The 20,701-nt window shown below is 70.5% G+C and carries 20 protein-coding genes and 1 tRNA gene; 12 read left to right on the forward strand and 9 right to left on the reverse strand.

Annotation, left to right across the window (positions count from 1 at the left end; genetic code table 11):
* Positions 1-70: 70 nt before the first annotated feature.
* Together AC3B5L_RS12595 and AC3B5L_RS12600 are read right to left on the reverse strand one after the other, a co-directional pair.
* Positions 71-268: a hypothetical protein gene (locus tag AC3B5L_RS12595; RefSeq protein ID WP_187662047.1), complete on the reverse strand. Its 198-nt coding sequence runs from the start codon at positions 266-268 to the stop codon at positions 71-73.
* Positions 261-3,941: an AAA family ATPase gene (locus AC3B5L_RS12600; RefSeq protein ID WP_370428418.1), complete on the reverse strand. Its 3,681-nt coding sequence runs from the start codon at positions 3,939-3,941 to the stop codon at positions 261-263. Before AC3B5L_RS12600 ends, AC3B5L_RS12595 begins: the two co-directional genes overlap by 8 nt.
* Before the next feature lie 227 nt (positions 3,942-4,168).
* On the opposite strand from AC3B5L_RS12600, the gene AC3B5L_RS12605 reads away from it, so the two are divergent.
* A complete protein-coding gene (locus AC3B5L_RS12605; RefSeq protein ID WP_187662048.1) occupies positions 4,169-4,681 on the forward strand; it encodes a methylated-DNA--[protein]-cysteine S-methyltransferase in 513 nt (170 codons plus the stop codon).
* A gap of 66 nt (positions 4,682-4,747) precedes the next feature.
* Here the strand turns inward: AC3B5L_RS12605 and AC3B5L_RS12610 are convergent, their stop codons facing one another.
* Together AC3B5L_RS12610 and AC3B5L_RS12615 are read right to left on the reverse strand one after the other, a co-directional pair.
* A complete protein-coding gene (locus AC3B5L_RS12610) occupies positions 4,748-6,385 on the reverse strand; it encodes a solute symporter family protein (protein WP_259951439.1) in 1,638 nt (545 codons plus the stop codon).
* Positions 6,382-6,729: a DUF485 domain-containing protein gene (locus AC3B5L_RS12615; protein ID WP_268776768.1), complete on the reverse strand. Its 348-nt coding sequence runs from the start codon at positions 6,727-6,729 to the stop codon at positions 6,382-6,384. Before AC3B5L_RS12615 ends, AC3B5L_RS12610 begins: the two co-directional genes overlap by 4 nt.
* 109 nt (positions 6,730-6,838) lie before the next feature.
* Here AC3B5L_RS12615 and AC3B5L_RS12620 point away from each other — a divergent pair, with 109 nt between their 5' ends.
* Together AC3B5L_RS12620 and AC3B5L_RS12625 are read left to right on the forward strand one after the other, a co-directional pair.
* A complete protein-coding gene (locus AC3B5L_RS12620; RefSeq protein ID WP_187662050.1) occupies positions 6,839-7,699 on the forward strand; it encodes a LuxR C-terminal-related transcriptional regulator in 861 nt (286 codons plus the stop codon).
* Between the two features lie 89 nt (positions 7,700-7,788).
* On the forward strand, positions 7,789-8,151 hold the full coding sequence (locus AC3B5L_RS12625) for a histone-like nucleoid-structuring protein Lsr2 (RefSeq protein WP_268776767.1): 363 nt from the start codon (positions 7,789-7,791) through the stop codon (positions 8,149-8,151).
* A gap of 17 nt (positions 8,152-8,168) precedes the next feature.
* Here AC3B5L_RS12625 and AC3B5L_RS12630 read toward each other — a convergent pair whose 3' ends face one another.
* Positions 8,169-8,801 carry a MarR family winged helix-turn-helix transcriptional regulator gene (locus AC3B5L_RS12630; RefSeq protein WP_187662052.1) on the reverse strand — a complete coding sequence of 211 codons (633 nt, stop codon included), beginning with the start codon at positions 8,799-8,801 and terminating at the stop codon, positions 8,169-8,171.
* Positions 8,802-8,876: 75 nt separating this feature from the next.
* Here AC3B5L_RS12630 and idi point away from each other — a divergent pair, with 75 nt between their 5' ends.
* Genes idi through AC3B5L_RS12670 form a run of 8 tightly spaced genes read left to right on the forward strand, consistent with a single transcriptional unit; the run spans position 8,877 to position 16,768 of the window.
* On the forward strand, positions 8,877-9,398 hold the full coding sequence (idi, locus tag AC3B5L_RS12635; RefSeq protein WP_187662053.1) for an isopentenyl-diphosphate Delta-isomerase: 522 nt from the start codon (positions 8,877-8,879) through the stop codon (positions 9,396-9,398).
* A gap of 3 nt (positions 9,399-9,401) precedes the next feature.
* Positions 9,402-10,484 carry a polyprenyl synthetase family protein gene (locus AC3B5L_RS12640; protein WP_280615251.1) on the forward strand — a complete coding sequence of 361 codons (1,083 nt, stop codon included), beginning with the start codon at positions 9,402-9,404 and terminating at the stop codon, positions 10,482-10,484.
* A complete protein-coding gene (locus AC3B5L_RS12645) occupies positions 10,481-11,389 on the forward strand; it encodes a phytoene/squalene synthase family protein (protein ID WP_268776765.1) in 909 nt (302 codons plus the stop codon). The genes AC3B5L_RS12640 and AC3B5L_RS12645 overlap by 4 nt, the downstream gene beginning before the upstream one ends.
* Positions 11,386-12,978, forward strand: coding sequence for a phytoene desaturase family protein (crtI, locus tag AC3B5L_RS12650; RefSeq protein ID WP_366237603.1), 1,593 nt, complete (start codon positions 11,386-11,388; stop codon positions 12,976-12,978). The genes AC3B5L_RS12645 and crtI overlap by 4 nt, the downstream gene beginning before the upstream one ends.
* Positions 12,978-13,322, forward strand: coding sequence for a lycopene cyclase domain-containing protein (locus AC3B5L_RS12655; RefSeq protein ID WP_490096408.1), 345 nt, complete (start codon positions 12,978-12,980; stop codon positions 13,320-13,322). Before crtI ends, AC3B5L_RS12655 begins: the two co-directional genes overlap by 1 nt.
* Positions 13,319-13,657, forward strand: a complete 339-nt coding sequence (locus AC3B5L_RS12660; RefSeq protein ID WP_187662057.1) for a lycopene cyclase domain-containing protein — start codon at positions 13,319-13,321, stop codon at positions 13,655-13,657. Before AC3B5L_RS12655 ends, AC3B5L_RS12660 begins: the two co-directional genes overlap by 4 nt.
* Positions 13,654-14,544: a prenyltransferase gene (locus AC3B5L_RS12665; RefSeq protein WP_187662058.1), complete on the forward strand. Its 891-nt coding sequence runs from the start codon at positions 13,654-13,656 to the stop codon at positions 14,542-14,544. Before AC3B5L_RS12660 ends, AC3B5L_RS12665 begins: the two co-directional genes overlap by 4 nt.
* Before the next feature lie 37 nt (positions 14,545-14,581).
* Positions 14,582-16,768, forward strand: coding sequence for an MMPL family transporter (locus AC3B5L_RS12670; protein ID WP_315637889.1), 2,187 nt, complete (start codon positions 14,582-14,584; stop codon positions 16,766-16,768).
* A gap of 18 nt (positions 16,769-16,786) precedes the next feature.
* On the opposite strand, the gene AC3B5L_RS12675 is transcribed toward AC3B5L_RS12670, so the two are convergent.
* The 4 genes from AC3B5L_RS12675 to AC3B5L_RS12690 all read right to left on the reverse strand — a co-directional run bounded on the left by AC3B5L_RS12675 (position 16,787) and on the right by AC3B5L_RS12690 (position 19,484).
* Positions 16,787-16,860, reverse strand: a tRNA-Arg gene (locus AC3B5L_RS12675).
* 47 nt (positions 16,861-16,907) lie between these two features.
* The gene (locus tag AC3B5L_RS12680) at positions 16,908-17,405 is read right to left on the reverse strand and encodes an HNH endonuclease (RefSeq protein ID WP_060921795.1); all 498 of its coding nucleotides are present in this window, start codon (positions 17,403-17,405) and stop codon (positions 16,908-16,910) included.
* Between the two features lie 307 nt (positions 17,406-17,712).
* Positions 17,713-18,438: a M23 family metallopeptidase gene (locus tag AC3B5L_RS12685; protein WP_232089064.1), complete on the reverse strand. Its 726-nt coding sequence runs from the start codon at positions 18,436-18,438 to the stop codon at positions 17,713-17,715.
* Between the two features lie 344 nt (positions 18,439-18,782).
* The gene (locus AC3B5L_RS12690) at positions 18,783-19,484 is read right to left on the reverse strand and encodes an iron-dependent transcriptional repressor DtxR (RefSeq protein ID WP_025105536.1); all 702 of its coding nucleotides are present in this window, start codon (positions 19,482-19,484) and stop codon (positions 18,783-18,785) included.
* 100 nt (positions 19,485-19,584) lie between these two features.
* Between AC3B5L_RS12690 and serC the strand changes: the two genes are divergently transcribed.
* Positions 19,585-20,697 carry a phosphoserine transaminase gene (gene serC / locus AC3B5L_RS12695; protein ID WP_259951432.1) on the forward strand — a complete coding sequence of 371 codons (1,113 nt, stop codon included), beginning with the start codon at positions 19,585-19,587 and terminating at the stop codon, positions 20,695-20,697.
* The last annotated feature ends 4 nt before the right edge of the window (positions 20,698-20,701 follow it).

Here is a 20,701-nt window from a genome sequence, read left to right on the forward strand (position 1 = left end):
CCGCACCGCCCTCACGACCCACGGCTCTCCTCGGAGGGCCGTGGGTCTTCCTTTTTCCGGGGCGGACGCGTCAGTAATGCGGGGGCACGTCGCGGAGGAGCTGGTCGTCGTTGGGACCCTTCCGGTCGCCGGGCGCCGACCGCTGCGGCGCGCCGCCCTCCGGGACCTCCGGTGCCGGATCGCTGCCATCGACCGGCGTCAGCCGCGCCCGCCGGGAGCCCGGCACCCGGACGACCCGCTGCCGCGGCTCGTCCCGGCCCTCAGTCATTCCGGTGATCGCCGAGATCGAGGGGCTGCGTGTCGTTCTCCGCGCGCGGGGCCGTCTCCGAGATGCCGAGCACCGTCGCGATCCGGGACGCCACGGTGCGCGGGTCGCTGTAGAGGTCGAACGCGTGCACCCGGACGTAGTGCCAGCCGAGGCGACGGAGCACATGAGGGCGCAGCCGCAGCGTCTCGCGCAGGGATTCTCCCCGGGACTCCGGATCGGACTCGATCACGACCGCCTTGCCGTTGTGCTGCGCCACGAGCGGCAGGAGTCCCCGATAGTCGACGTCGACGGAAGCCCCGAGACGCCGGAGCTCCCTGGCCAGTGCGAGGGTGAGCGGGTCGGCCAGGTCCTCCAGTCGCGCGTCGCGGGCACGGGCCGCGAGACCGCCGAGGATCGACATGAGCGTGGCCGCGCCGTGCTCGAGGCGCCCGTCGTCGAAGGCCGAGGGGCGGATGGACGAGACGATGACCATCGAGCGCCGTGCGCGGGTCATCCCGACGGTCAGCAGTCGCTCGCCGTCGGGCGTCGACAGGTCGCCGAAGTCGCTGAGGACACGGCCGTGCTTCGTGAGCCCGAAGCCGAGGGAGAAGATGACGCGGTCGCGGCTCTCCGCGACGGACTCCTCGAGCGTCAGCACCGCGAACGGCTCCGCGGTGTCGCGGGCGACGAAGTCGGCGACGTCGGAGCGTCCCGCGAAGGCGGCGGTCACGGCGGCGCGCACGCGCTCGGCATGGCGGGTGCTGGCGGTGACGACCATGAGCGATTCGGTCGGGCGATGCACCGCATGCTCGACGACGAGGGTGACGACGCGGGCGACCTCGGCGTCCGGGCTCTCGACGGCGCCCGAGACGGGGTCGGGCGCGCCGGTACCGCCTTCGACGTAGTCGACGGTGAGGCTGCCGCGCCCCAGGTACGAACCGGCCCACGGGAGGGAGACGATCTCGCCGCCGTAGAACGCGTCGTTGATGAGCTCCGCGAGATCCTCGCCGCCGGCCCGGTAGCTGCGGGTCAGGGTCATCACCGGGAACAGCTCGGACAGGCGCTCGAAGACCGAGACGTCATCGAACGGAACCTCCTCCTCCCACTCCTCGGCGGGGTCGACCGCGATGCGGAAGGGAGAGGGACGCTGCGTGACCGGATCGCCGAACGCCACGACCTGACGGGCGCGGCGGATGGCCGGCGCCGCCTCGGCGAGGTTGATGGCCGCGGCGTCGACGAGGAGCACGGTGTCGAACTCCACCGCATCCGGGATCTCCGGCACCAGGTAGGGCGACGAGATCCAGACCGGAGCCAGCACGTCGACGAGGGTCGGCGCGGCGCTGACGACCTCCGCGGCCGTCGTCGCGGACTGGGTCAGGGCGCGGCGGAGGTTCTGCGACTGCTCGGGCTCGTCGACGATGGCGATGCGCCACTGGTTCGCGAGCTGCCACGCGAGCAGCGGCCCGGCCATGGCCGCATGGGCCTCGTCCACCAGCCGGAAATCGCGCTCGAGGCGGTCGACCACGGCGGTGTTCGCGCCCAGCAGCGCCCGGTTGTCCTGCAGTGCGCGCTCCAGGAGGGACTGCCACCAGGCGTACTCGAGCTCCTCCCCCACCCGCGCCTCGGAGACGTGCCGCACCGAGAGCTCGGTCAGCAGCGGCTCCAGGCCGAGGAGGGCGAGCTCGTCGCGCAGCTGGGCCCGCTCGACGAGGTTCTCGAAGACGTCCGACTTCGCGGCGAGGCCGGCGAGCATGCGCACGAGCCGTGCGACCGGCAGGGACGAGAGGGGCTCGCGGCGGCCGAGGGCGGCATCGAGCTCCGCCAACTCCGCTTCGACCCGCTGCCATGCGGCGGACACATCGGCCAGACCGAGCGGGATCTCCGGAGCGACGCCCGCCTCCACGTACCGCTGCCACTGGGTGCGCTGGGTCTGGATGCGCAGCAGCGCCTCGTGCATCTCCGTCACGTGCACGCCCGGGCGGACGTATTCCTTGGCCAGGCGACGAAGCCGACGACGATTGGCCCCCGACATCCCTGGCGCGTCCCGTCGCGAACCGTGGGCCTGGATGAGCTCCCCGAGCGGCCGCTCGAACACGGTGGGACTGAAGCGGTCGAGCGTGTCGCGGATGCCCTCCAGCAGCCCGAGGTACTCGCCGAGTTCGTCGATCGTCGAGAAGGGCCGCATGTGCGTCTGCGCGATGAGCTCGTACCCGCGCTCGAGCAGGGCGGGCACGCTGTCGGCGTGCAGGCGTCCGGCGAGCTCGTGCGCGGCGCGGGCCGCCTCGGTGCTGCCGAAGGTGACGCCGTACCAGGGCGAGTCGTTCGGCCCGACGCGGAATTCTCCGAGGCGCGCGGCCTGCGCCAGCGCCGCGGCCGCGTCCGTGCGGTCCCTTGCCAGCCTGCGCAGCGCATCCACGCTCAACCGCGCTGTCGTCGACGGGGGGACGGGAAGCGAGGCGAGCCGGGTGAGGTGTCGGGTCGCATCCAGCACGGAGGCGTCGAGACCGGGGACGGGGACGGTCAGCGCGTCGCGGTAGTCGCGCAGCACCGTGCGCAGCCGCACCAGCGCGTCGTCGACCTCGCTGACCTTCGGAGCCGTCGCCTTCTCGTTGCGTCCGATCGCGCGGACGAGATCGCGGCGCAGGCTCCCCGGCGACACCGCGAGGCTGTCCAGCCCGATACCGGCGAGGCGATGACGAACACCGTCGAGCGTGGACCGCCGGGCCGAGACGACGAGGACCTTCTTCCCGGCGCGGACCAGCTCCCCGAGCGCGTTGATGACGGTCTGCGTCCCTCCGGTGCCCGGAAGGGTCGCCACGGTGAGGGAGTGCCCGGCGGCGATGCGGGCCAGCACGGCCTCCTGCTCCGCATCCGCATCGAGCAGCAGGTTGTCCGAGGCGGGCGCACGGTCGTCGGGCCCGACGTGGTGCGGGACGGCGCGGGGTGCCGTGACCTGCTCACGATCGCCGACGTGGCCGCCGAGCGCGTTGAGGACGGGATGATCGAGGCTGCCGCCGTCCTGGGCCATGGCGCCGGCGACGTCGGCGAAGGTGGAGACGACGAGTCGCGGTTCGACGGAGAACGTCTCGATGGATCGGGTCAGCGCGCGCAGGCTGTCGATCACGGGCTGGGGCTTGAAGATGCCGCCGTCGTACGCGAGTGCGGCGAGCGCTGACGCATCGAGGGTCAGCCCGAAGTGCTCGCGGGCGACCCGCACGAGCTCCGGGTTCACCTCGAACGCCCCCTGCAGCTTGAGCTCGAAATCGGTGTGATGGCGGCGGATCGCGAGCGGCCGCAGCAGGACGGGGGCGGCGAAGGTCGCCCCGCCGATGCGCCACCGTGCTACGCCGACGGCGAGGTGGACCGCTTCGATGCCGCGGACGGTGCGCAGCTCGGTGTTCTTGGCCGTGATGCGCTCGGCGGCGAGCCGCGCGGTGCGCAGACCCACCTCATCGCGGAAGAGGTTGGACAGGAGCGTCGACTTGCCGGTGATGAACTGCGGGAGGCTGCCGGGGTGCGCCTTGGAGATGTCGATGCCCGACTCCGGGCCGTCGCGGAAGCTGCTCAACGGCGAAGGCCCACCCAGATCAGCCGCCTCCGCCCGCAGCCGCGTGCGCTCCGCCTCCGCGGCGTGCGCGATGCCGACGCCGGTGGACGAGTCGCGCAGGTCGCCGAGGGACACAGCGTTGTCCACCGCCGTGTTGTTCGCAGACCTGCTTTCCCGTCGCCACACACTGACACCCTAGGCGCGACACCGCCGGAGATCGGTATCCCCGGCGGGTTTCCGGTGAAAAACCGCCGGTGCGGCACTCGCTCGGACTACTCCTGCCCGCATGGTCGTGCGCTCTCGTTGTCCACGGAACGCGCGACGGACCCGGCGACCGGTTCTCCGCTGTCGACCCGGACGGTCAGGATGAGGACATGACCTTCCGCTACGACTTCGCTCCGACGCCCTTCGGCGACGCCCTCGCGGTCTTCTCCGACGACGGCATCGTGCGCTTCGATCTGTCCGAGTCCGCGGATCCGCAGGTGCCCTGGCTGCTGGAGGGCGTGTCTCGGCAGCTCGGCGCCGTCCCGGAGCCCGTGCCCGGAGCTGCCGACGAGCTCGTCCCGCTCCTGGAGGCGTACTTCGACGGAGAGCCCGTGCGCTTCGACGAGCATGTCGCTCTCGACTGGCGCCTCGTGGACGGCTTCCACCGGGCGGCGCTGCGCACCGTCTGCGAGATCCCGTGGGGACAGACACTGAGCTACGGGGAGGTCGCGGTCCTCGCCGGCCACCCCGGAGCGGCCAGGGCCGTCGGCACCGCCTGTCGGCTCACACCGTTCTCCCTCATCGTGCCCGTGCACAGGGTGGTGCGGTCCGACGGCTCCGCAGGGCACTACGGCGGCCACCCGGAACGGAAGAGGTTCCTGCTGGACCTCGAGTCCCGGTGAGTCCCCCGCTCCTCGGGTGCGGGCCCGGCGAGTAGGCCGCCGGGCCCGCACCCGAGGGGTGACGCGTCAGTGATCGACGGCCTTCTCCGCCCCGAAGCCGGTGAGAGAGCGCACCTCCATCTCTGCCGCCAGCTGAGGCGACTCCCGCCGGGTGCTGGTGATCGTCCCGAGCCAGCCGAGCGCGAACCCGAGCGGGATCGAGACGATGCCCGGGTTGTTCAGCGGCCAGATCGCGATGTCGATGCCGGGGATCATCGAGGTGGGCGTGCCGGAGAACACGGGCGACAGGATGATGAGGATGATCGCCGAGCCGAGCCCGCCGTACATGCTCCACACCGCACCGCGCGTCGTGAATCGGCGCCAGAACAGCGAGTAGAGGATCGTCGGCAGGTTGGCGGACGCCGCCACGGCGAACGCGAGGGCCACGAGGAACGCGATGTTCTGCCCCTGCGCCCCGATGCCGCCGACGATCGCGAGGATGCCGATGACGATCACCGTCCGACGGGCGACCCGCACCTCGCCGTTGGGATCGGGCTCGACGGGCTTCCCCTCCGCGTCCTTGCGTCCCTTCTGGATGACGTTCGCGTAGATGTCGTGGGCGAACGACGCCGCCGCGGTGATCGTGAGTCCCGCGACGACGGCGAGGATCGTGGCGAACGCTACCGCGGAGATGAACCCGAGGAGCACCGGACCGCCGAGCTTGAGCGCCAGCAGCGGAGCCGCGGAGTTCACGCCCCCGGGTGCCGCCGCGATCACGTCGGCGCCGACGAGCGCGCCGGCGCCGTAGCCGAGCACGAGCGTCAGCAGGTAGAAGCCGCCGATCAGCCAGATCGCCCACACCACCGAACGCCGCGCCTCCTTGGCCGTCGGCACGGTGTAGAAGCGCATCAGCACGTGCGGCAGGCCCGCGGTGCCGAGCACCAGGGCCATCCCCAGCGAGAGGAAGTCCCACGGGTTCGCGCCGTACTGCAGGCCGGGCGCCAGCACCGCCTCCCCCTTGTCGGAGTTCGCCACGGCGGCCTCCAGCAGGGTGTTCAGGCTGAAGCCGTTGATCGCGAGGACCCAGATGGTCATCGCGAGGGCGCCGCCGATGAGCAGCACCGCCTTGACGATCTGCACCCAGGTGGTGCCCTTCATACCGCCGATCAGCACGTAGACGATCATGAGGATGCCGACGACGGCGATGACGACCGACTGCCCGACCCTCCCGTCGATCCCCAGGAGCAGCGACACGAGACCGCCTGCCCCGGCCATCTGCGCGAGGAGGTAGAAGAAGCACACCGCGAGCGTGGTGATCGCCGCCGCCATCCGCACCGGCCGCTGCTGCAACCGGAACGAGAGCACATCCGCCATGGTGAACTTGCCCGTGTTGCGCATGAGTTCGGCCACCAGCAGCAGGGCGACCAGCCAGGCGACGAGGAAGCCGATGGAGTACAGGAATCCGTCGTAGCCGTTGATCGCGATGGCACCGCAGATGCCCAGGAAGGATGCGGCGGACAGATAGTCGCCCGCGATCGCGAATCCGTTCTGAGGTCCGGTGAAGGACCTCCCCGCCGCGTAATAGTCGGCGGCGGTCTTGTTGTTCCTGCTGGCGCGGATGACGATGAACAATGTCACCGCGACGAAGGCCAGGAAGATCGAGATGTTGAACACCGGGTTGATGTCGAGCGCGACATCCTCGGTGGCCGTGCGGATGATGCTCATGCCTCGGCCTGCGCCTTCTCGAGTTCTTCACGGATCTCCGACGCCAACGGATCGAGCTTCCTGTTGGCGAACGCGACATATGCCATCGTGATGGCGAACGTCGTCACGAACTGCCCGAGCCCGAAAAGCAGCCCGACGGTGATATCCCCCCATACGCGCTGCGCCATGAAATCGCGGGCGAATGCGGCCAGCAGCACGTAGACGAAATACCACACCAGGAAGAACGCGGCGAGGGGGAAGATGAATGACCGCTGCGTCCGTTTCAACCGCAGGAATCGAGGGGATTGCTCGACGGCGACGTAATCGATCGCACCGTTCTGAGGGGTCGGAACCTGTTCGCTCATGGGGCCTCCTTGCCACATGTCCGCTGCACGCGCGGCCGTCGCCGCCCGAGTGGTAGGGTCGACGCTACGAAACGGGGAACACCGCCGTCACCCCCGAAAGTAGGTATTCGTGAGCTCTCCGATCACCGTCGAACCCGAGGCGGAGCTCGTCGCCAACGCGGTGCGCGAGCTGGCGCGGCGCACGCGCTTCCCGGTGGCGTTCGGTGGGCTGATCGAAGAGGGCGTCGTGAGCGTCACGAGCATCGTCGGAGCCCGCACACGCGCTCTCGACGGTCTCCGCGTACGCCCCGAGCGCGGTCTCGGCGGGCGGGCCATGATGGAGCTGCGTCCGCGGATGACGAGCGACTACGGCTCCTCCCGCCAGATCACCCACGACTACGACGTCTTCGTCCTCGGCGAAGGCCTGCGGACCCTGCTCGCCCTGCCGATCGTCGTCCAGGGCCGCCCTCGCGGCGTGCTCTATGCCGGCGCGTGGGCGGAGGAGAGGATCGGCGGCGTGACCACGGCCCCGGCCATGCAGGTCGCCCAGTCCGTCGCTGACGAGCTGCGCATCCGCGACGAGGTGCAGCGGCGCCTCCGCGCCGCATCGCCGACACCCGCAGCGGTCGCGCCGGCACAGCGCGAGGAGCTGCGGGAGAGCTTCGCCGAGCTCCGCAGCATCGCCGCGACCGTCGACGACGCCGGCATCCGCGCGCGGCTGGCGCAGGTCGAGCGCCGACTGCTGACCCTCGCCGGAGACGACCTGCCGACGACCACGACCGGCCCGCTCCCCGTCGTCCACCTCTCCCCGCGCGAGACGGATGTCCTGGCCTGCGCCGCCCTGGGATCGACGAATGCGGAGATCGCCGCGCACCTCGGTCTGCGGGAAGGGACGGTCAAGGCCTATCTCGGCACCGCGATGTCGAAATTGGATGCGTCGACGCGGCATGCCGCCGTGACCAAAGCGCGTCGCGCCGGCCTTCTCCCCTGAATCGACATTCTCGGCGGCTGCGTCATTGTTCGCCATGACGAAACGGCCTTTGTTGTGCGCATTCCCGCACCCGCGATAAAGTCGGCCCCATGGCGAGACGAATTGTGCACCAGCTGGTCGACGACATCGACGGCACCGTCCTGGAGGTCGGGGAAGGCGAGACCGTGCATTTCTCCCTGAACGGCACCTCCTACGAGATCGATCTGAATTCCGCGCACGCCGAGGAATTGCGACAGGCACTCGAGCCCTACATCACGGCCGGGCGTCGGGCCGGATCGGGAGCGGCGTCCGGCGGAGGACGGTCCTCGTCCTCGTCCTCGTCGCGGAAGCGGCCCTCACGCAACCCGGAGGTCGCCGCGATCCGCGCCTGGGCGAAGGAGAACGGCTACACGCTCTCGGAGCGGGGTCGCGTACCGGCGCCCATCCTCGAGGCCTACCGCGCCGCGCATTGACCCGGTCCCGCCCCACCTCACGGTCGGGCGGGATCTTCTTTCGCACCCTCGAGCGCCCACGCCTCATCGCGGAGGGTGATCTCCTCCGTCATGTCCAGGAGGAAGCGGATCACGACCTCCCGCTCCGCCGCCGACAGTCGCGCCGCCGCGTAGAAGCGCTTGGCCTGCTGCCGCCCGACCGTCTCCATCGCGGCGTGCCTGGTCTCGGGGGTGATGGTGATCGCGAGGGCTCGTCGGTCGGTGGGATGCGGCGAGCGCCGGATGTGCCCACCCTTCTCCAGCCGGTCGAGCAGCTTCGTCGTCGCGGCGGTGGAGACCCCGAGATGGTGGGCGATCCCGCTGGGCGTCGCCACGACCGTTCGGTTGTCGCACACGATCAGGTAGTGCAGCGCGCGCATGTCGGTCTCGTTCAGCTGCATGTAGCGCCGGGACGCCTGCGAGAGACGCTGCTCGGCCTCGCGCAGCCCGCCGAGCGCCTCCATGAGGCGTCCGATCTGACGCAGATCCTCCGGGGCGACGCCCGAGCGATCGACGAGCGTACTGCGCGGGTCGCTGGCGTCGACGTCGTAGATGGACCCCTGAGCGAGTTCGTCCCGCTCCGCCGCCGCCGTCGCGTGGGCGACCGGGGTGGTGCGGGGCTCGGAGGGCATGCGATCATGTTACACACGAACAGCTTCATGCTAAGTTGATATTTCGCCAGGTTAGCTAAACGACGAGAGGACGCCATGGACAACGTCACACTCCTCGCCGAAGACGGGACTGCCGTCGGCATCCTGCCCAAGAGCGAAGTCCACACGACCGACACTCCTCTCCACCTCGCCTTCTCCTGCTATGTGCAGGATCGAGAGGGACGCCTCCTCGTCACGCGTCGCGCGCTCGGCAAGCGCACCTGGCCCGGGGTCTGGACCAACAGCTTCTGCGGGCACCCGCAGCCCGGCGAGGACATGGCCGATGCGGTGCGACGGCGCGGCTCCGACGAACTGGGGATCCAGGTGACCGAGATCCGCCTCGCTCTCCCCGACTACCGCTACCGCGCCGTGGACGCGAGTGGCATCGTGGAGAACGAGATCTGTCCGGTGCACGTCGCGGTGGTCGACGAGCAGCCGTCGGCAAACCCGGACGAGGTGGCGGAGTGGGAGTGGGTCGATGTCGATGACCTGCTCGCCGCGGTCATCCGCACCCCGTTCGCCTTCAGCCCCTGGCTCGCCGAGCAGCTCCCTCTCCTCCGTCGACACGGGGAGGTCTGAGCCATGGCGGTCATGGTGACAGAAGAAGACCTCGGCACCAGGATCGAGGCGGTGCTGCGACGACGGTTCGCCGAGCGCACTGCCGCCGCCGAGCACTACGGGGCGGAGTTCGCCGCCCTGTGGCACACGGCCGCCGAGCACGCCCTCGGCGGGAAGCTCCTGCGCCCGCGCATGCTCATGGACCTGCTGTCCGCACTCGCCACGACCCCCCTCACGGAGAAGGACACGGCGCGGGCGATCGACGTGGCCGCTCATGTCGAGCTGCTGCATTTCGCGTTCCTCCTGCACGACGACGTCATCGACGGCGACCTCACCCGCCGCCGCCGTCCCAATCTCATCGGCTCCCTGGTCTCCCGTCGCCCCGACGAGGCCGGCGATACGGCGCTGCACTGGGGCCGCTCGAGCGCCATCCTCCTCGGAGACCTCCTGCTCTCCACCGCCGTGCTCGGCTTCGCCCGTGCCGACGTCCCCGCGCCGCGACGGGAGCGGCTCCTCGCTCTCCTCGAGACGACCGTGTTCGAGACCGTCGCCGGGGAGCACTCCGACGTCGCCCTCAGCGACGGCATCATCGCGGCCGACCTCCGCACCATCCTCGCCACCAGCGCGTCGAAGACCGCCGCCTACTCGTTCGTCCTCCCGCTCCGCGCGGCGGCTATCCTGTCCGGCGCTCCGACCGCCGCCGAGGAGCAGCTGACCGAGATCGGCGGCCACCTCGGTCTCGCCTACCAGCTGCAGGACGATCTGCTGTCGGTGTTCGGGGACCCGGACGCTCACGGCAAGGACCCGTATTCCGATCTCCGCGAGGGCAAGGAGACCGCGATCATCGCGTACGCCCGGATGACCAGCCACTGGCCCGGCATCGAATTGCGGTTCGGCGAGAACGACCTCAGCATCGACGACGCGGCGGAGATGCGCGACCGCCTCCGCGAGTGCGGCGCGGAGGGATTCGTCCGAGGACTCGTGGAGGAGCAGCTCGCGGCCGTGTCGACGGTCCTGGCGGAAGCCGAGGAGGCGGGCACGCTCTCGGCCGACGCCGGACGCATCATCCTCGCTCTGGCCGACCGGATCGAGGGCCGCAGCCGATGACCGCGACCCCTCCCGAGCCCCGCGACGACGCGGCGCTGCGACGCTTCAGCCGGACTGCCGAGATCGCGACATCCGACGTCATCCGCACCTACTCGACGTCGTTCGGACTGGCGACGCGTCTTCTCGGGCGACGCCATCGCCAGCACGTGCGCAACATCTACGCCATGGTGCGCATCGCGGACGAGATCGTTGACGGCGTCGCCGCCGAGGCCGGACTCGATGCGGGTGCACAGGCCGCGGCCCTGGACTCCTACATCACGGAGACCCATCGCTCCATGCGGACCGGCTACAGCAGCGATCTCATCCTGCATGCGTTCGCGCGAACGGCGCGCGAGTGCGGGATCGGCGAAGACCTCACCCAGCCGTTCTTCGACTCGATGAGGGCCGACATCACCGGCCCGTCCGGCTTCACGGCCTATGACGCCGACGCACACGCCGCGTACGTCTACGGCTCGGCGGAGGTCGTCGGCCTGATGTGCCTGCGGGTCTTCCTGCGCGACGCCACGCGGACGCCGGAGGAGCTCGACATCCTCGACCGCGGAGCGCGTCGGCTGGGCGCCGCGTTCCAGAACGTGAACTTCCTCCGTGACCTCGCCGACGACACCGACCGCCTGCAGCGCGGCTACCTCGGCGGCACGGAACCTCTCGCCGACGCCGACCGCGACGCCTGGGTCGACACCGTCCACCGTCAGCTCGCCGACGCGAGAGCCGCGATCCCGCTGCTCCCGAAGGACGCCCGTGCCGCTGTCCGGAGCGCCCTCGCCCTCTTCGCCGCTCTGACGCACCGCGTCGCACGCACGCCGGCTGCGGAGCTGTACCGCCGCCGGGTGCGCGTGCCGGACCCGATCAAGGCGCTGCTCGCTGCGCGCGCCGTCCTCGTCACGGCCCTGGAGCGGGACCGATGAGCCGCGTCGTCGTCATCGGCGCGGGCGTGGCCGGTCTGGCCACGGCCGGGCTGCTCGCGCGCGACGGACATGACGTCGTGGTGCTGGAGAAGAACGACCGCGTCGGCGGACGGGCGGGCACCATCGAGCGCGATGGTTTCCGATTCGACTCCGGCCCGTCGTGGTACCTCATGCCCGAGGTCTTCGACCACTACTTCGCGATGATGGGGACCACCACCGAGGAGCAGCTCGACCTGACGCTGCTGGATCCGGGGTACCGCGTCTTCCGCTCGCCCGAGTCCGGCGACGACCCCGTGACGGTGCCCGCCGGGCGGGAAGCCGTGTCCGCGCTGTTCGAGTCGATGGAACCGGGCTCCGCAGCGGCACTCGAGACCTATCTCGCCTCCGCCCACGATGCCGGCTCCATGGCGAGGCGGTACTTCCTCTACAACCCGTTCACCCGCACCAGGACGCTCGCCGCTCCCGAGGTGGTGCGCGCGCTGCCGCGACTGTTCTCGCTGCTCGGCACCCGCCTCCAGGCTTTCGCCGCCCGGCGCTTCCGGCACCCGGTGCTGCGGCAGATCCTCGGCTACCCCGCCGTCTTCCTGGGCACCGACCCGCGGACGGCGCCGGCGATGTACCACCTGATGAGCGCGCTCGACCTCGACCAGGGCGTGCTGTATCCGCAGGGCGGCTTCTGGCGTGTCGTCGAGCGGTTGGCGGCGCTGGCCCAGGATGCCGGCGCGCGGATCGTCACGGGTGCCGAGGTCACCGGGATCCGCACGCAGGACGCGGACGGTGCGACCCACGTGACCGGTGTCGGCTGGACGGATCGCGACGGCCATCAGCACGTCGAGGACGCGGACATCGTCGTCTCCGGCGCCGACCTCCACCACACCGAGACGGCGCTGCTGCCTCCCACGCTGCAGTCCTATCCGGAGTCCTGGTGGGCGCGGCGCACGAGCGGACCCGGCGGCGTGCTCGTGATGCTCGGCGTCCGCGGGACCCTGCCCGAGCTCCCCCATCACTCGCTGTTCTTCACCGACGACTGGGATGCGAACTTCGACGCGATCTTCGGTCGCACCCCCGGCGTCCCCACGCCGGCGTCCACCTACGTCTGTCGGCCCAGCGCGACGGACGCGGGGGTCGCGCCGGACGGGCACGAGAACCTCTTCGTCCTGATCCCGGTCCCGGCCGACGTCGAGCTCGGCCACGGCGGGAGCGACGGCGCCGGCTCGCCGAAGGTCGAGAAGGCCGCGGACGCCGCGATCGACATGATCGCAGCGTGGTCGGGGATCCCCGACCTGCGCGAGCGGATCGTGGTCAGGGAGACGGTGGGTCCGGCCGACTTCCGCGACGACTACCACTCGTGGCGGGGCGGGATGCTCGGCCCCGCGCACATCCTCTCGCAGAGCGCCATGTTCCGCGCGCAGAACGCCTCCCGGCGCGTGCGGGGGCTGTACTACGCCGGAGCGACCACCGCGCCCGGCGTCGGCGTGCCGATGTGCCTCATCAGCGCCGAGATCGTGCTCAAGCGCATCCGAGGCGACCACTCGCCCGGCCCGTTGCCGGAGCCGGCCACCCGAACCCCCACACCCGAGAAGGCATGATGGGCGCGATCTACCTGACCGCCCTGCTCGTCTCCCTCGGCTGCATGCTGCTGCTCGACTGGCGGTTCCGTCTCTTCTTCTGGCGGGATGCCGTGGCGGCGGCCATCGTCACGATCGTCGGACTCGCCTTCTTCCTCGTCTGGGACGTGGCCGGCATCGCGGCGGGGATCTTCTTCCGCGGCGAGGCGGCGATCGCCACGGGTATCGTCCTGGCTCCGGAGCTCCCCCTGGAGGAGCCGATCTTCCTGATCTTCCTCGTCGTCTGCACGATGGTGCTCCACGGCGGCGCCGTCCGGCTTCTGGATCGCCGTCGGGTCAGCGCAGGGGAGGGAGCGGCGCGATGACCTACCTGCAGCTGTCCGCCGTGTTCCTCGCCGTCGCCGCTCTGGCCGCGGTCGCCCTCTGCGTCGGAGCGCGGCGCACCCCGCACCTCGGCGCCCTCACGCTCACCGCGCTCGCTCTCCTCGTGCTGACCGCCGTGTTCGACACCGTCATGATCGCCACCGGGCTGTTCCACTACGCGCCGACGCAGCTCGCCGGCGTGCACATCGGTCTCGCGCCGCTCGAGGACTTCGCGTATCCGCTGGCCGGGGTGCTGCTGCTCCCCGCGCTGTGGACCGCCCTGCGCGCGCGCCGATCCCGGACGCGCACCGCCGCAGACCGGGAGGAGCACGCATGACGGAGAAGACCTCCCGCGGCGGCATCGGCCACGACATCGCCCAGATCCTCCTCTCGTCCCGGCCGATCAGCTGGATCAACACGGCCTTCCCCTTCGCCGCCGCCTACCTGCTGAGCACCAGGGAGATCGACGCGACCTTCGTGATCGGCACCCTGTACTTCCTGGTGCCGTACAACCTCGCGATGTACGGCATCAACGACGTCTTCGACTACGCCTCCGACCTGGCGAACCCCCGCAAGGGCGGGATCGAGGGCGCGCTGCTGTCCCCGCGCATCCACCGCGCGACGCTGTGGGCGGCGGCCGCCACGAACGTACCGTTCCTGGTCTACCTCTTCGCCGTCGGCACCCCGGCGTCGTGGCTGTGGCTCGCCGTGAGCGTCTTCGCCGTCCTCGCCTACTCGGCTCCGGTGCTGCGCTTCAAGGAGCGCCCGTTCCTGGACTCCGTGACCTCCAGCACGCACTTCGTCAGCCCCGCCCTCGTCGGCCTCTCCCTCGCCGGAGCGCCCGTCACCACGACCAGCGTCCTCGTGCTCGTCGCGTTCTTCCTCTGGGGCATGGCCGCTCACGCGTTCGGTGCCGTGCAGGACATCGGGCCCGATCGCGAGGGTGGCATCTCCTCCATCGCGACCGTGATCGGCGCGAGGGCGACCGTCCGGCTCTCCCTCGTGCTGTGGGCCGTCGCCGGCGGTGCGATGCTGCTGACCCCGTGGCCGGGACCGCTCGCCGCCGTGCTGGCGCTGCCCTACATCGTCAACGCCGCGCCGTGGTGGAACGTCACCGACGAGACGTCGGCCGGGACCAACCGCGCCTGGCGCCGGTTCATCGCACTCAACTACATCGCCGGCTTCCTCGCCACGATGATCCTCATCCTCGCCTGGGTCTCCTGACCCTTCGCGCCCCGCCCCCTCTCCCGAAAGGACCCCGATGTCCCGCCCCGCCCCCGCACCGACGCCGCCGACCCGCGAGCGCACCCGACGCCACTCCTGGCTGCGCGTGTTCCTCCCGGTCGCCCTCATCCTGGTGTGGCTGGCGGGTGCCTCCTTCGGCGGTCCGCTGTTCGGCAAGGTCGACGAGGTGTCGTCCAACGATCAGACGACGTACCTGCCGGAGTCCGCGGACGCCACGACGGTGCAGCAGCTCCTCGGTGAGTTCACCGACAGCGACGCGATCCCGGCGATCGCGGTCTTCACCTCCGAGGAGGAGCTGACGCCGTCCGAACTCGAGGCGATCTCCGCCGCCGTGGCGGACGCCCCGGACGTGGAGGGGGTCACTGACGACGTCTCCCCCGCGCTCCCCTCCGAGGACGGCCGGGCCGTGCAGGCCTTCATCCCGATCGACGGCGACGCCGAGCTCAGCGATGCCACCGCCGCTCTCGGCGACGAGCTGCGCGCGGCGGTACCGGACGACATCACGGTCTACATCACGGGGCCGGCAGGCTTCACAGCCGACCTCGCCGCCGGGTTCGCCGGCATCGACGGACTCCTGCTCGGTGTCGCCCTGCTCGCCGTACTCGTGATCCTCGTCCTCGTCTACCGTTCGTTCCTGCTGCCGCTCGTCGTGCTCTCCACGAGCCTGTTCGCGCTGTGCGTCGCGCTCCTCGTCGTGTGGTGGCTGGCGAAATGGGAGATCCTGCTGCTCAGCGGGCAGACCCAGGGGATCCTCTTCATCCTCGTGATCGGCGCCGCCACCGACTACGCGCTCCTGTTCGTCGCGCGGTTCCGGGAGGAGCTGCGGGTCGCGCAGGACAAGGGCGTCGCCCTCCTCGCCGCGTGGAAGGGATCGGTCGAACCGATCGTCGCCTCCGGGGGCACCGTGATCGCGGGACTCCTGTGCCTGCTGCTCAGCGACCTGAAGTCGAACAGCACGCTCGGCCCGGTCGCGGCGATCGGCATCGTGTTCGCGATGCTCTCGGCCCTCACGCTCCTGCCCGCGCTGCTGCTGCTGTTCGGACGCGCGGTCTTCTGGCCCCGGCGTCCCCGGTTCGAGCCCGAGGTCGTGGCCGAGGAGCACGGCATGCGCACCACCGGCCTCTGGGCGCGACTGTCGGGCCTCATCAAGAAGCGCCCCCGCGTCATCTGGATCGCGACCACCCTCGTCCTCCTCGCCGGCGCGGCCGGCGTCACACAGCTCGACGCACAGGGCGTCCCGCAGTCCGACCTGGTGCTCGGAGCGTCGGAGGCGCGCGACGGTCAGGTCGCACTCGGTGAGCATTTCCCCGGCGGCTCAGGGAGCCCCGTCTCCGTGATCGTGGACGAGGACCGCCTGCAGGATGCCGCCGACGTGCTCCTCGCGAACGACGGGATCGACGGGGTGACCGTCACCGCGGCCGATTCCCCGAGCGGGTCCGCCCCGGTGACGACGGACGGGATCACGGCCGTCGGCCCTCCCGGGACCCCCGCTCCGGAGCCCACGACGGTCGACGGCCAGGTGCTCCTGCAGGGGACGCTGACGGATGCGGCCGATTCCGCCGCGGCCGCCTCCACCGTGCGCGAGCTGCGCGGAGAGCTCGACGACATCGGAGCCGTGGTGGGCGGGGTGACGGCCACCTCGATCGACACGAACGACGCGTCCATCCACGACCGCAACCTCATCATCCCGGTGATCCTCGTCGTCATCATGATCATCCTGATGCTGCTCCTGCGCTCGATCCTGGCGCCGGTGCTGCTGATCCTCACGACGGTGCTGTCCTTCGGTACGGCGATGGGCGTCTCGGCGCTGGTGTTCAACGGCATCTTCGACTTCCCCGGTGCCGACCCCGCGGTCCCGCTCTACGGCTTCGTGTTCCTCGTCGCCCTGGGCATCGACTACAACATCTTCCTCATGACGAGGGTGCGGGAGGAGTCGAAGCAGCACGGGACGAGGGAGGGCATCCTCCGCGGGCTCTCCATCACCGGCGGCGTCATCACCTCCGCCGGGCTGGTGCTGGCGGCGACGTTCGCGGCACTGTCGGTGATCCCGATCCTCTTCCTCGTGCAGCTCGCGTTCATCGTCGCGTTCGGCGTGCTGCTGGACACGTTCGTGGTGCGTTCGCTCCTCGTGCCCGCACTCGCCTACGACATCGGGAAGACCATCTGGTGGCCGTCGAAGCTGTGGCGGCGCGGGCAGCCCTGACGCATGCGGAAGCGGGGGTGCCCTCGACAGGATTCGAACCTGCGACCTGCCCTTTAGGAGAGGGCTGCTCTATCCTGCTGAGCTACGAGGGCGCACAGCCAGTCTACGGGACCACGGTTGCGCGCCCTCGCGCTGGCTCTCACGCGGCGAGGGCGAGGTAGGGCTCCCAGCGGGGATCGCTGCGCTCCACCCCGCGCACCGTCCACGCCGTCCCGTGCGGCGGGCGCGGCGTGAACCGCAACTGCCACCGCATCTCCTGCGGGGTGCGGTTGCTCTTGAGGTTGTTGCAGCGCAGGCAGCAGGCGACGAGGTTCTCCCAGGAGTCCGCGCCGCCGCGCGAGCGGGGCAGGACGTGGTCGATCGTCGCCGCGGCCTTGCCGCAGTATCCGCAGCGATGCCCGTCGCGCCGCAGGACCCCGCGGCGGGTGACCGGCACGCGACGGCTCAGGGGGACGCGCACGTAGCGGGAGAGGATGATCACCGCCGGGCGATCGTAGACGCCGTGGGTTCCCCAGACGGGGTCGTCCTCGACTCTCTCGATGACCGTCGCCTTGTCGTTCATGACCAGGACGAGGGCTCTCTTGAAGGACACGATCGCCAAGGGCTCGTATCCGGCGTTCAGGACCAGTGTGCGCATTCGTCATCCTCTCGATCCGCCGGGACGGCTTCCCGGCACTCTCGACTCACACGACGTCGTGCAGGAGGAGGAGTGTTCGCAGGGACGAGAAAAGGCGCCGTCTACAGACGGCGCCTTTCGCGCGCGGCAGCACCGCGGCATCCCTGCGGGCAATGCCGAAGGACGTGACGACCGAGAGCGTCCATGGTTCGGATGCTCGGTGTTCGCTCCATCAGCCTCTCCCGCCTGTATGACGACGGGTTCAGGCTAACCCATCCCGCGAGGACCGGGGCGGAACGGGAGATGAATGCTCGAGAACGTGTCCCGGTCAGCCGGCGTTGACGGAGAGCCAGGACATCGGCTCGACGAGGCCGCCGTTGATCCAGACCTCGAAATGGAGGTGGTTCGCGGTCGACCGTCCCGTGCTGCCCACATAGCCGATCAGCTGTCCGGCGGCGACGGTCTGCCCGGCCTGCACCTGGCGCGACCCGTAGAGCATGTGTCCGTACGTGGTCTGGACCTGCTGACCGCCCACGACGCTGTCCAGCATGACGGCGACGCCGTAGCCGCCGATGCTCTCGGCGGAGGCGCGCACGACGCCGGCCGCGGCGGCGTAGATCGGCGTGCCGGCGGGCGCGAGCATGTCGGCGCCGTTGTGGCCGCCGCCGACGGTGCGGCTGACGTTCCAGGAGCCGAGCGGCAGCGGGTAGCGGACCTGGCCGGAGCCGGGAGCGACGAGTGCGTAGCCGGCCGTGTTGAAGGTGCCGGACGAGGGTGCGGACGCGGACGCGGAGGCAGCGGCAGCGGCGGCCCGCGCCGCGGCGGCGGCGGCCTCTTCGGCCTTCTTCTTCTCGATCTCCTCCGGCGTGGTCGCGCTGAAGGCACCACGCACGAGCGGAGCGGCCGTGGCCTCCGACGCGACGACGAGCGACTGCGCGTCGACCGCGGCGAGCTGCTGCACGGTCTGCGCCGTGGCGTCCGTCGGCTTGGACGCCGCGTAGGCGGGCAGCGCGACAGCGGCGACGAGAGCGCCGACAGCACCGAAGATCGCCACCGACCGGAGGGGGGCTGCGATCTTCCGAGCACTGACCCGTGCACCGGTGCGCCGGGCGGGTACTCGATCTTCAGATGTCTTCGCGGTCGGTTCGATGTCTGCGGCCAAAACGTGGTCCTCCTGAGCCCTCGCACCTCGGGTGGTGCTGGCCCGTCGACGTTCTGCCCCAGGGCAGAGATGCACTACTCGGGTTCGAGTGCGTCCCTGTCGGGAAGACGACGAGCCGGAAGGCGGATCTTCGCGGTTCGCCCCCAGCGGGCTTCTTCGCTGAGGACCTGACCGAGGTTACCGGAAGATAACGATCATGTCACCCTGGGAAACTGACAATCCTCGGTGAGGCCTTCTCAGGCCGGTTCGCCGACGAGGAAGATGTGCGAGGCCAGCTCCACGGGGAGCTCGAGACCCTCCTCCTTGCCGTCCATCTGGATGAGCACATAGCCCTCGTTGAAGCGGAAGTCGCCGCGGGCCCCGGGCACGACGCCCGCGTCACGCAGCTGCTCCAGGAGCTCCGGGTCGACCTGGGCCGGCTCGGCGAGACGGCGGACCGTCCCCTCGACCGGCTCGCCTGCGGCGTTCAGCCGCTGCACGAGACCGATCACACCCTCGTCGAAGGTGCGGGCGGGAAGGTCGCCGAGCTGGTCGAGACCGGGGATCGGGTTGCCGTACGGCGACTCGGTGGGGTGCCCGAGCAGCTCGACGAGACGACGCTCCACCTGCTCGCTCATGACGTGCTCCCAGCGACAGGCCTCCTCGTGCACGAAGGCCCAGTCCAGCCCGATCACGTCCGACAGCAGACGCTCGGCGAGGCGGTGCTTGCGCATCACGTCGACGGCCTTGCGGCGCCCGGCGTCGGTGAGCTCGAGCGTGCGGTCCTCGGACACCACGACGAGGCCGTCGCGCTCCATGCGACCGACGGTCTGCGAGACCGTCGGTCCGGAGTGCCCGAGGCGCTCCGAGATGCGCGCCCGCAGCGGCACGATGTTCTCCTCCTCGAGTTCGAGGATGGTGCGGAGATACATCTCCGTGGTGTCGATCAGATCCGTCATGTGGGCCCTCCGGAAGTTCTTAGGCAAGCCTACATTCCTCCGGCGACATCGGACGGGGTCGCGGACGGGAGGAACGGCGGGATCCCCCTAGAATCTAGCCATGGCGATCGAGATTCCCCGTGACCTCCTGCCCACAGACGGCCGCTTCGGCTGCGGCCCCTCGAAGGTGCGCGGCGCGCAGCTCGAGGCGCTCGTCACGACGGGGGCCTCCGTCCTCGGGACCTCGCACCGCCAGGCACCGGTGAAGAACCTCGTCGGCAGCGTCCGCGAGCAGCTCGCCGCTCTCTTCCGTCTCCCCGAGGGATACGAGATCATCCTGGGCAACGGCGGCTCGACGGCGTTCTGGGACGCCGCGGCCTTCGGCCTGATCGAGCGACGCAGCCAGAACCTCGTGTTCGGCGAGTTCGGCGGCAAGTTCGCCAAGGCGGCAGGAGCCCCCTGGCTCGAGGCGCCGGATGTCCGCTCCGCCGAGCCCGGATCGCGGAGCGCGGCCGAACCGGTCGACGGCGTCGACGTCTACGCGTGGCCGCACAATGAGACCTCGACCGGCGTGGCCGCGCCGATCGAGCGCGTCCGCGCCGACGGTGCCCTGACGGTGATCGACGCGACGAGCGCCGCGGGGGGCATCGACGTCGACATGACGCAGGCCGACGTCTACTACTTCGCCCCGCAGAAGAACCTCGGCTCGGACGGCGGACTCTGGTTCGCCGCCGTGTCTCCGGCCGCGATCGACCGCATCGAGCGGATCGCCGCCTCGGGACGCTACATCCCGGAGTTCCTGAGCCTGAAGCACGCGGTGGACAACTCGCGGCTCAACCAGACGCTGAACACCCCTGCGCTCACGACGCTGCTCCTCCTGGACGACCAGCTGCGGTGGATCCTCGGCAACGGCGGTCTCGCCTGGGCCGCTACGCGCACGGCGGAGTCATCGTCGGCGCTCTACGACTGGGCGGAGGCGTCCGCCGTCGCGACCCCCTTCGTCACCGACCCGGCGCACCGCTCACCCGTGGTCGCGACGATCGACTTCGACGACAGCGTCGACGCCGCGGCGATCGCCAAGGCGCTCCGCGCCAACGGCATCGTCGACACCGAGCCGTACCGCAAGCTCGGCCGCAACCAGCTGCGGGTGGCGACGTTCGTCTCGATCGAGCCGGAGGACGTGCGTCAGCTCATCCGGGCCATCGACTTCGTGCAGGAGAACCTGGGCGGCTGAGCGT

It is taken from the genome of Microbacterium sp. C-MGS6 (assembly GCF_058140415.1).

Excerpts from the sequence above, each read along its gene's own strand:
- AC3B5L_RS12615 (WP_268776768.1), bottom strand. The coding sequence starts at position 6,729 with ATGAGCGAACAGGTTCCGACCCCTCAGAACGGTGCGATCGATTACGTC.
- AC3B5L_RS12670 (WP_315637889.1), top strand. The coding sequence starts at position 14,582 with ATGTCCCGCCCCGCCCCCGCACCGACGCCGCCGACCCGCGAGCGCACC.
- AC3B5L_RS12640 (WP_280615251.1), top strand. The coding sequence starts at position 9,402 with ATGGCGGTCATGGTGACAGAAGAAGACCTCGGCACCAGGATCGAGGCG.
- AC3B5L_RS12680 (WP_060921795.1), bottom strand. The coding sequence starts at position 17,405 with ATGCGCACACTGGTCCTGAACGCCGGATACGAGCCCTTGGCGATCGTG.
- AC3B5L_RS12665 (WP_187662058.1), top strand. The coding sequence starts at position 13,654 with ATGACGGAGAAGACCTCCCGCGGCGGCATCGGCCACGACATCGCCCAG.
- AC3B5L_RS12690 (WP_025105536.1), bottom strand. The coding sequence starts at position 19,484 with ATGACGGATCTGATCGACACCACGGAGATGTATCTCCGCACCATCCTC.
- AC3B5L_RS12595 (WP_187662047.1), bottom strand. The coding sequence starts at position 268 with ATGACTGAGGGCCGGGACGAGCCGCGGCAGCGGGTCGTCCGGGTGCCG.
- serC (WP_259951432.1), top strand. The coding sequence starts at position 19,585 with ATGGCGATCGAGATTCCCCGTGACCTCCTGCCCACAGACGGCCGCTTC.
- AC3B5L_RS12605 (WP_187662048.1), top strand. The coding sequence starts at position 4,169 with ATGACCTTCCGCTACGACTTCGCTCCGACGCCCTTCGGCGACGCCCTC.
- crtI (WP_366237603.1), top strand. The coding sequence starts at position 11,386 with ATGAGCCGCGTCGTCGTCATCGGCGCGGGCGTGGCCGGTCTGGCCACG.
- idi (WP_187662053.1), top strand. The coding sequence starts at position 8,877 with ATGGACAACGTCACACTCCTCGCCGAAGACGGGACTGCCGTCGGCATC.
- AC3B5L_RS12625 (WP_268776767.1), top strand. The coding sequence starts at position 7,789 with ATGGCGAGACGAATTGTGCACCAGCTGGTCGACGACATCGACGGCACC.
- AC3B5L_RS12655 (WP_490096408.1), top strand. The coding sequence starts at position 12,978 with ATGGGCGCGATCTACCTGACCGCCCTGCTCGTCTCCCTCGGCTGCATG.
- AC3B5L_RS12660 (WP_187662057.1), top strand. The coding sequence starts at position 13,319 with ATGACCTACCTGCAGCTGTCCGCCGTGTTCCTCGCCGTCGCCGCTCTG.
- AC3B5L_RS12610 (WP_259951439.1), bottom strand. The coding sequence starts at position 6,385 with ATGAGCATCATCCGCACGGCCACCGAGGATGTCGCGCTCGACATCAAC.
- AC3B5L_RS12645 (WP_268776765.1), top strand. The coding sequence starts at position 10,481 with ATGACCGCGACCCCTCCCGAGCCCCGCGACGACGCGGCGCTGCGACGC.
- AC3B5L_RS12630 (WP_187662052.1), bottom strand. The coding sequence starts at position 8,801 with ATGCCCTCCGAGCCCCGCACCACCCCGGTCGCCCACGCGACGGCGGCG.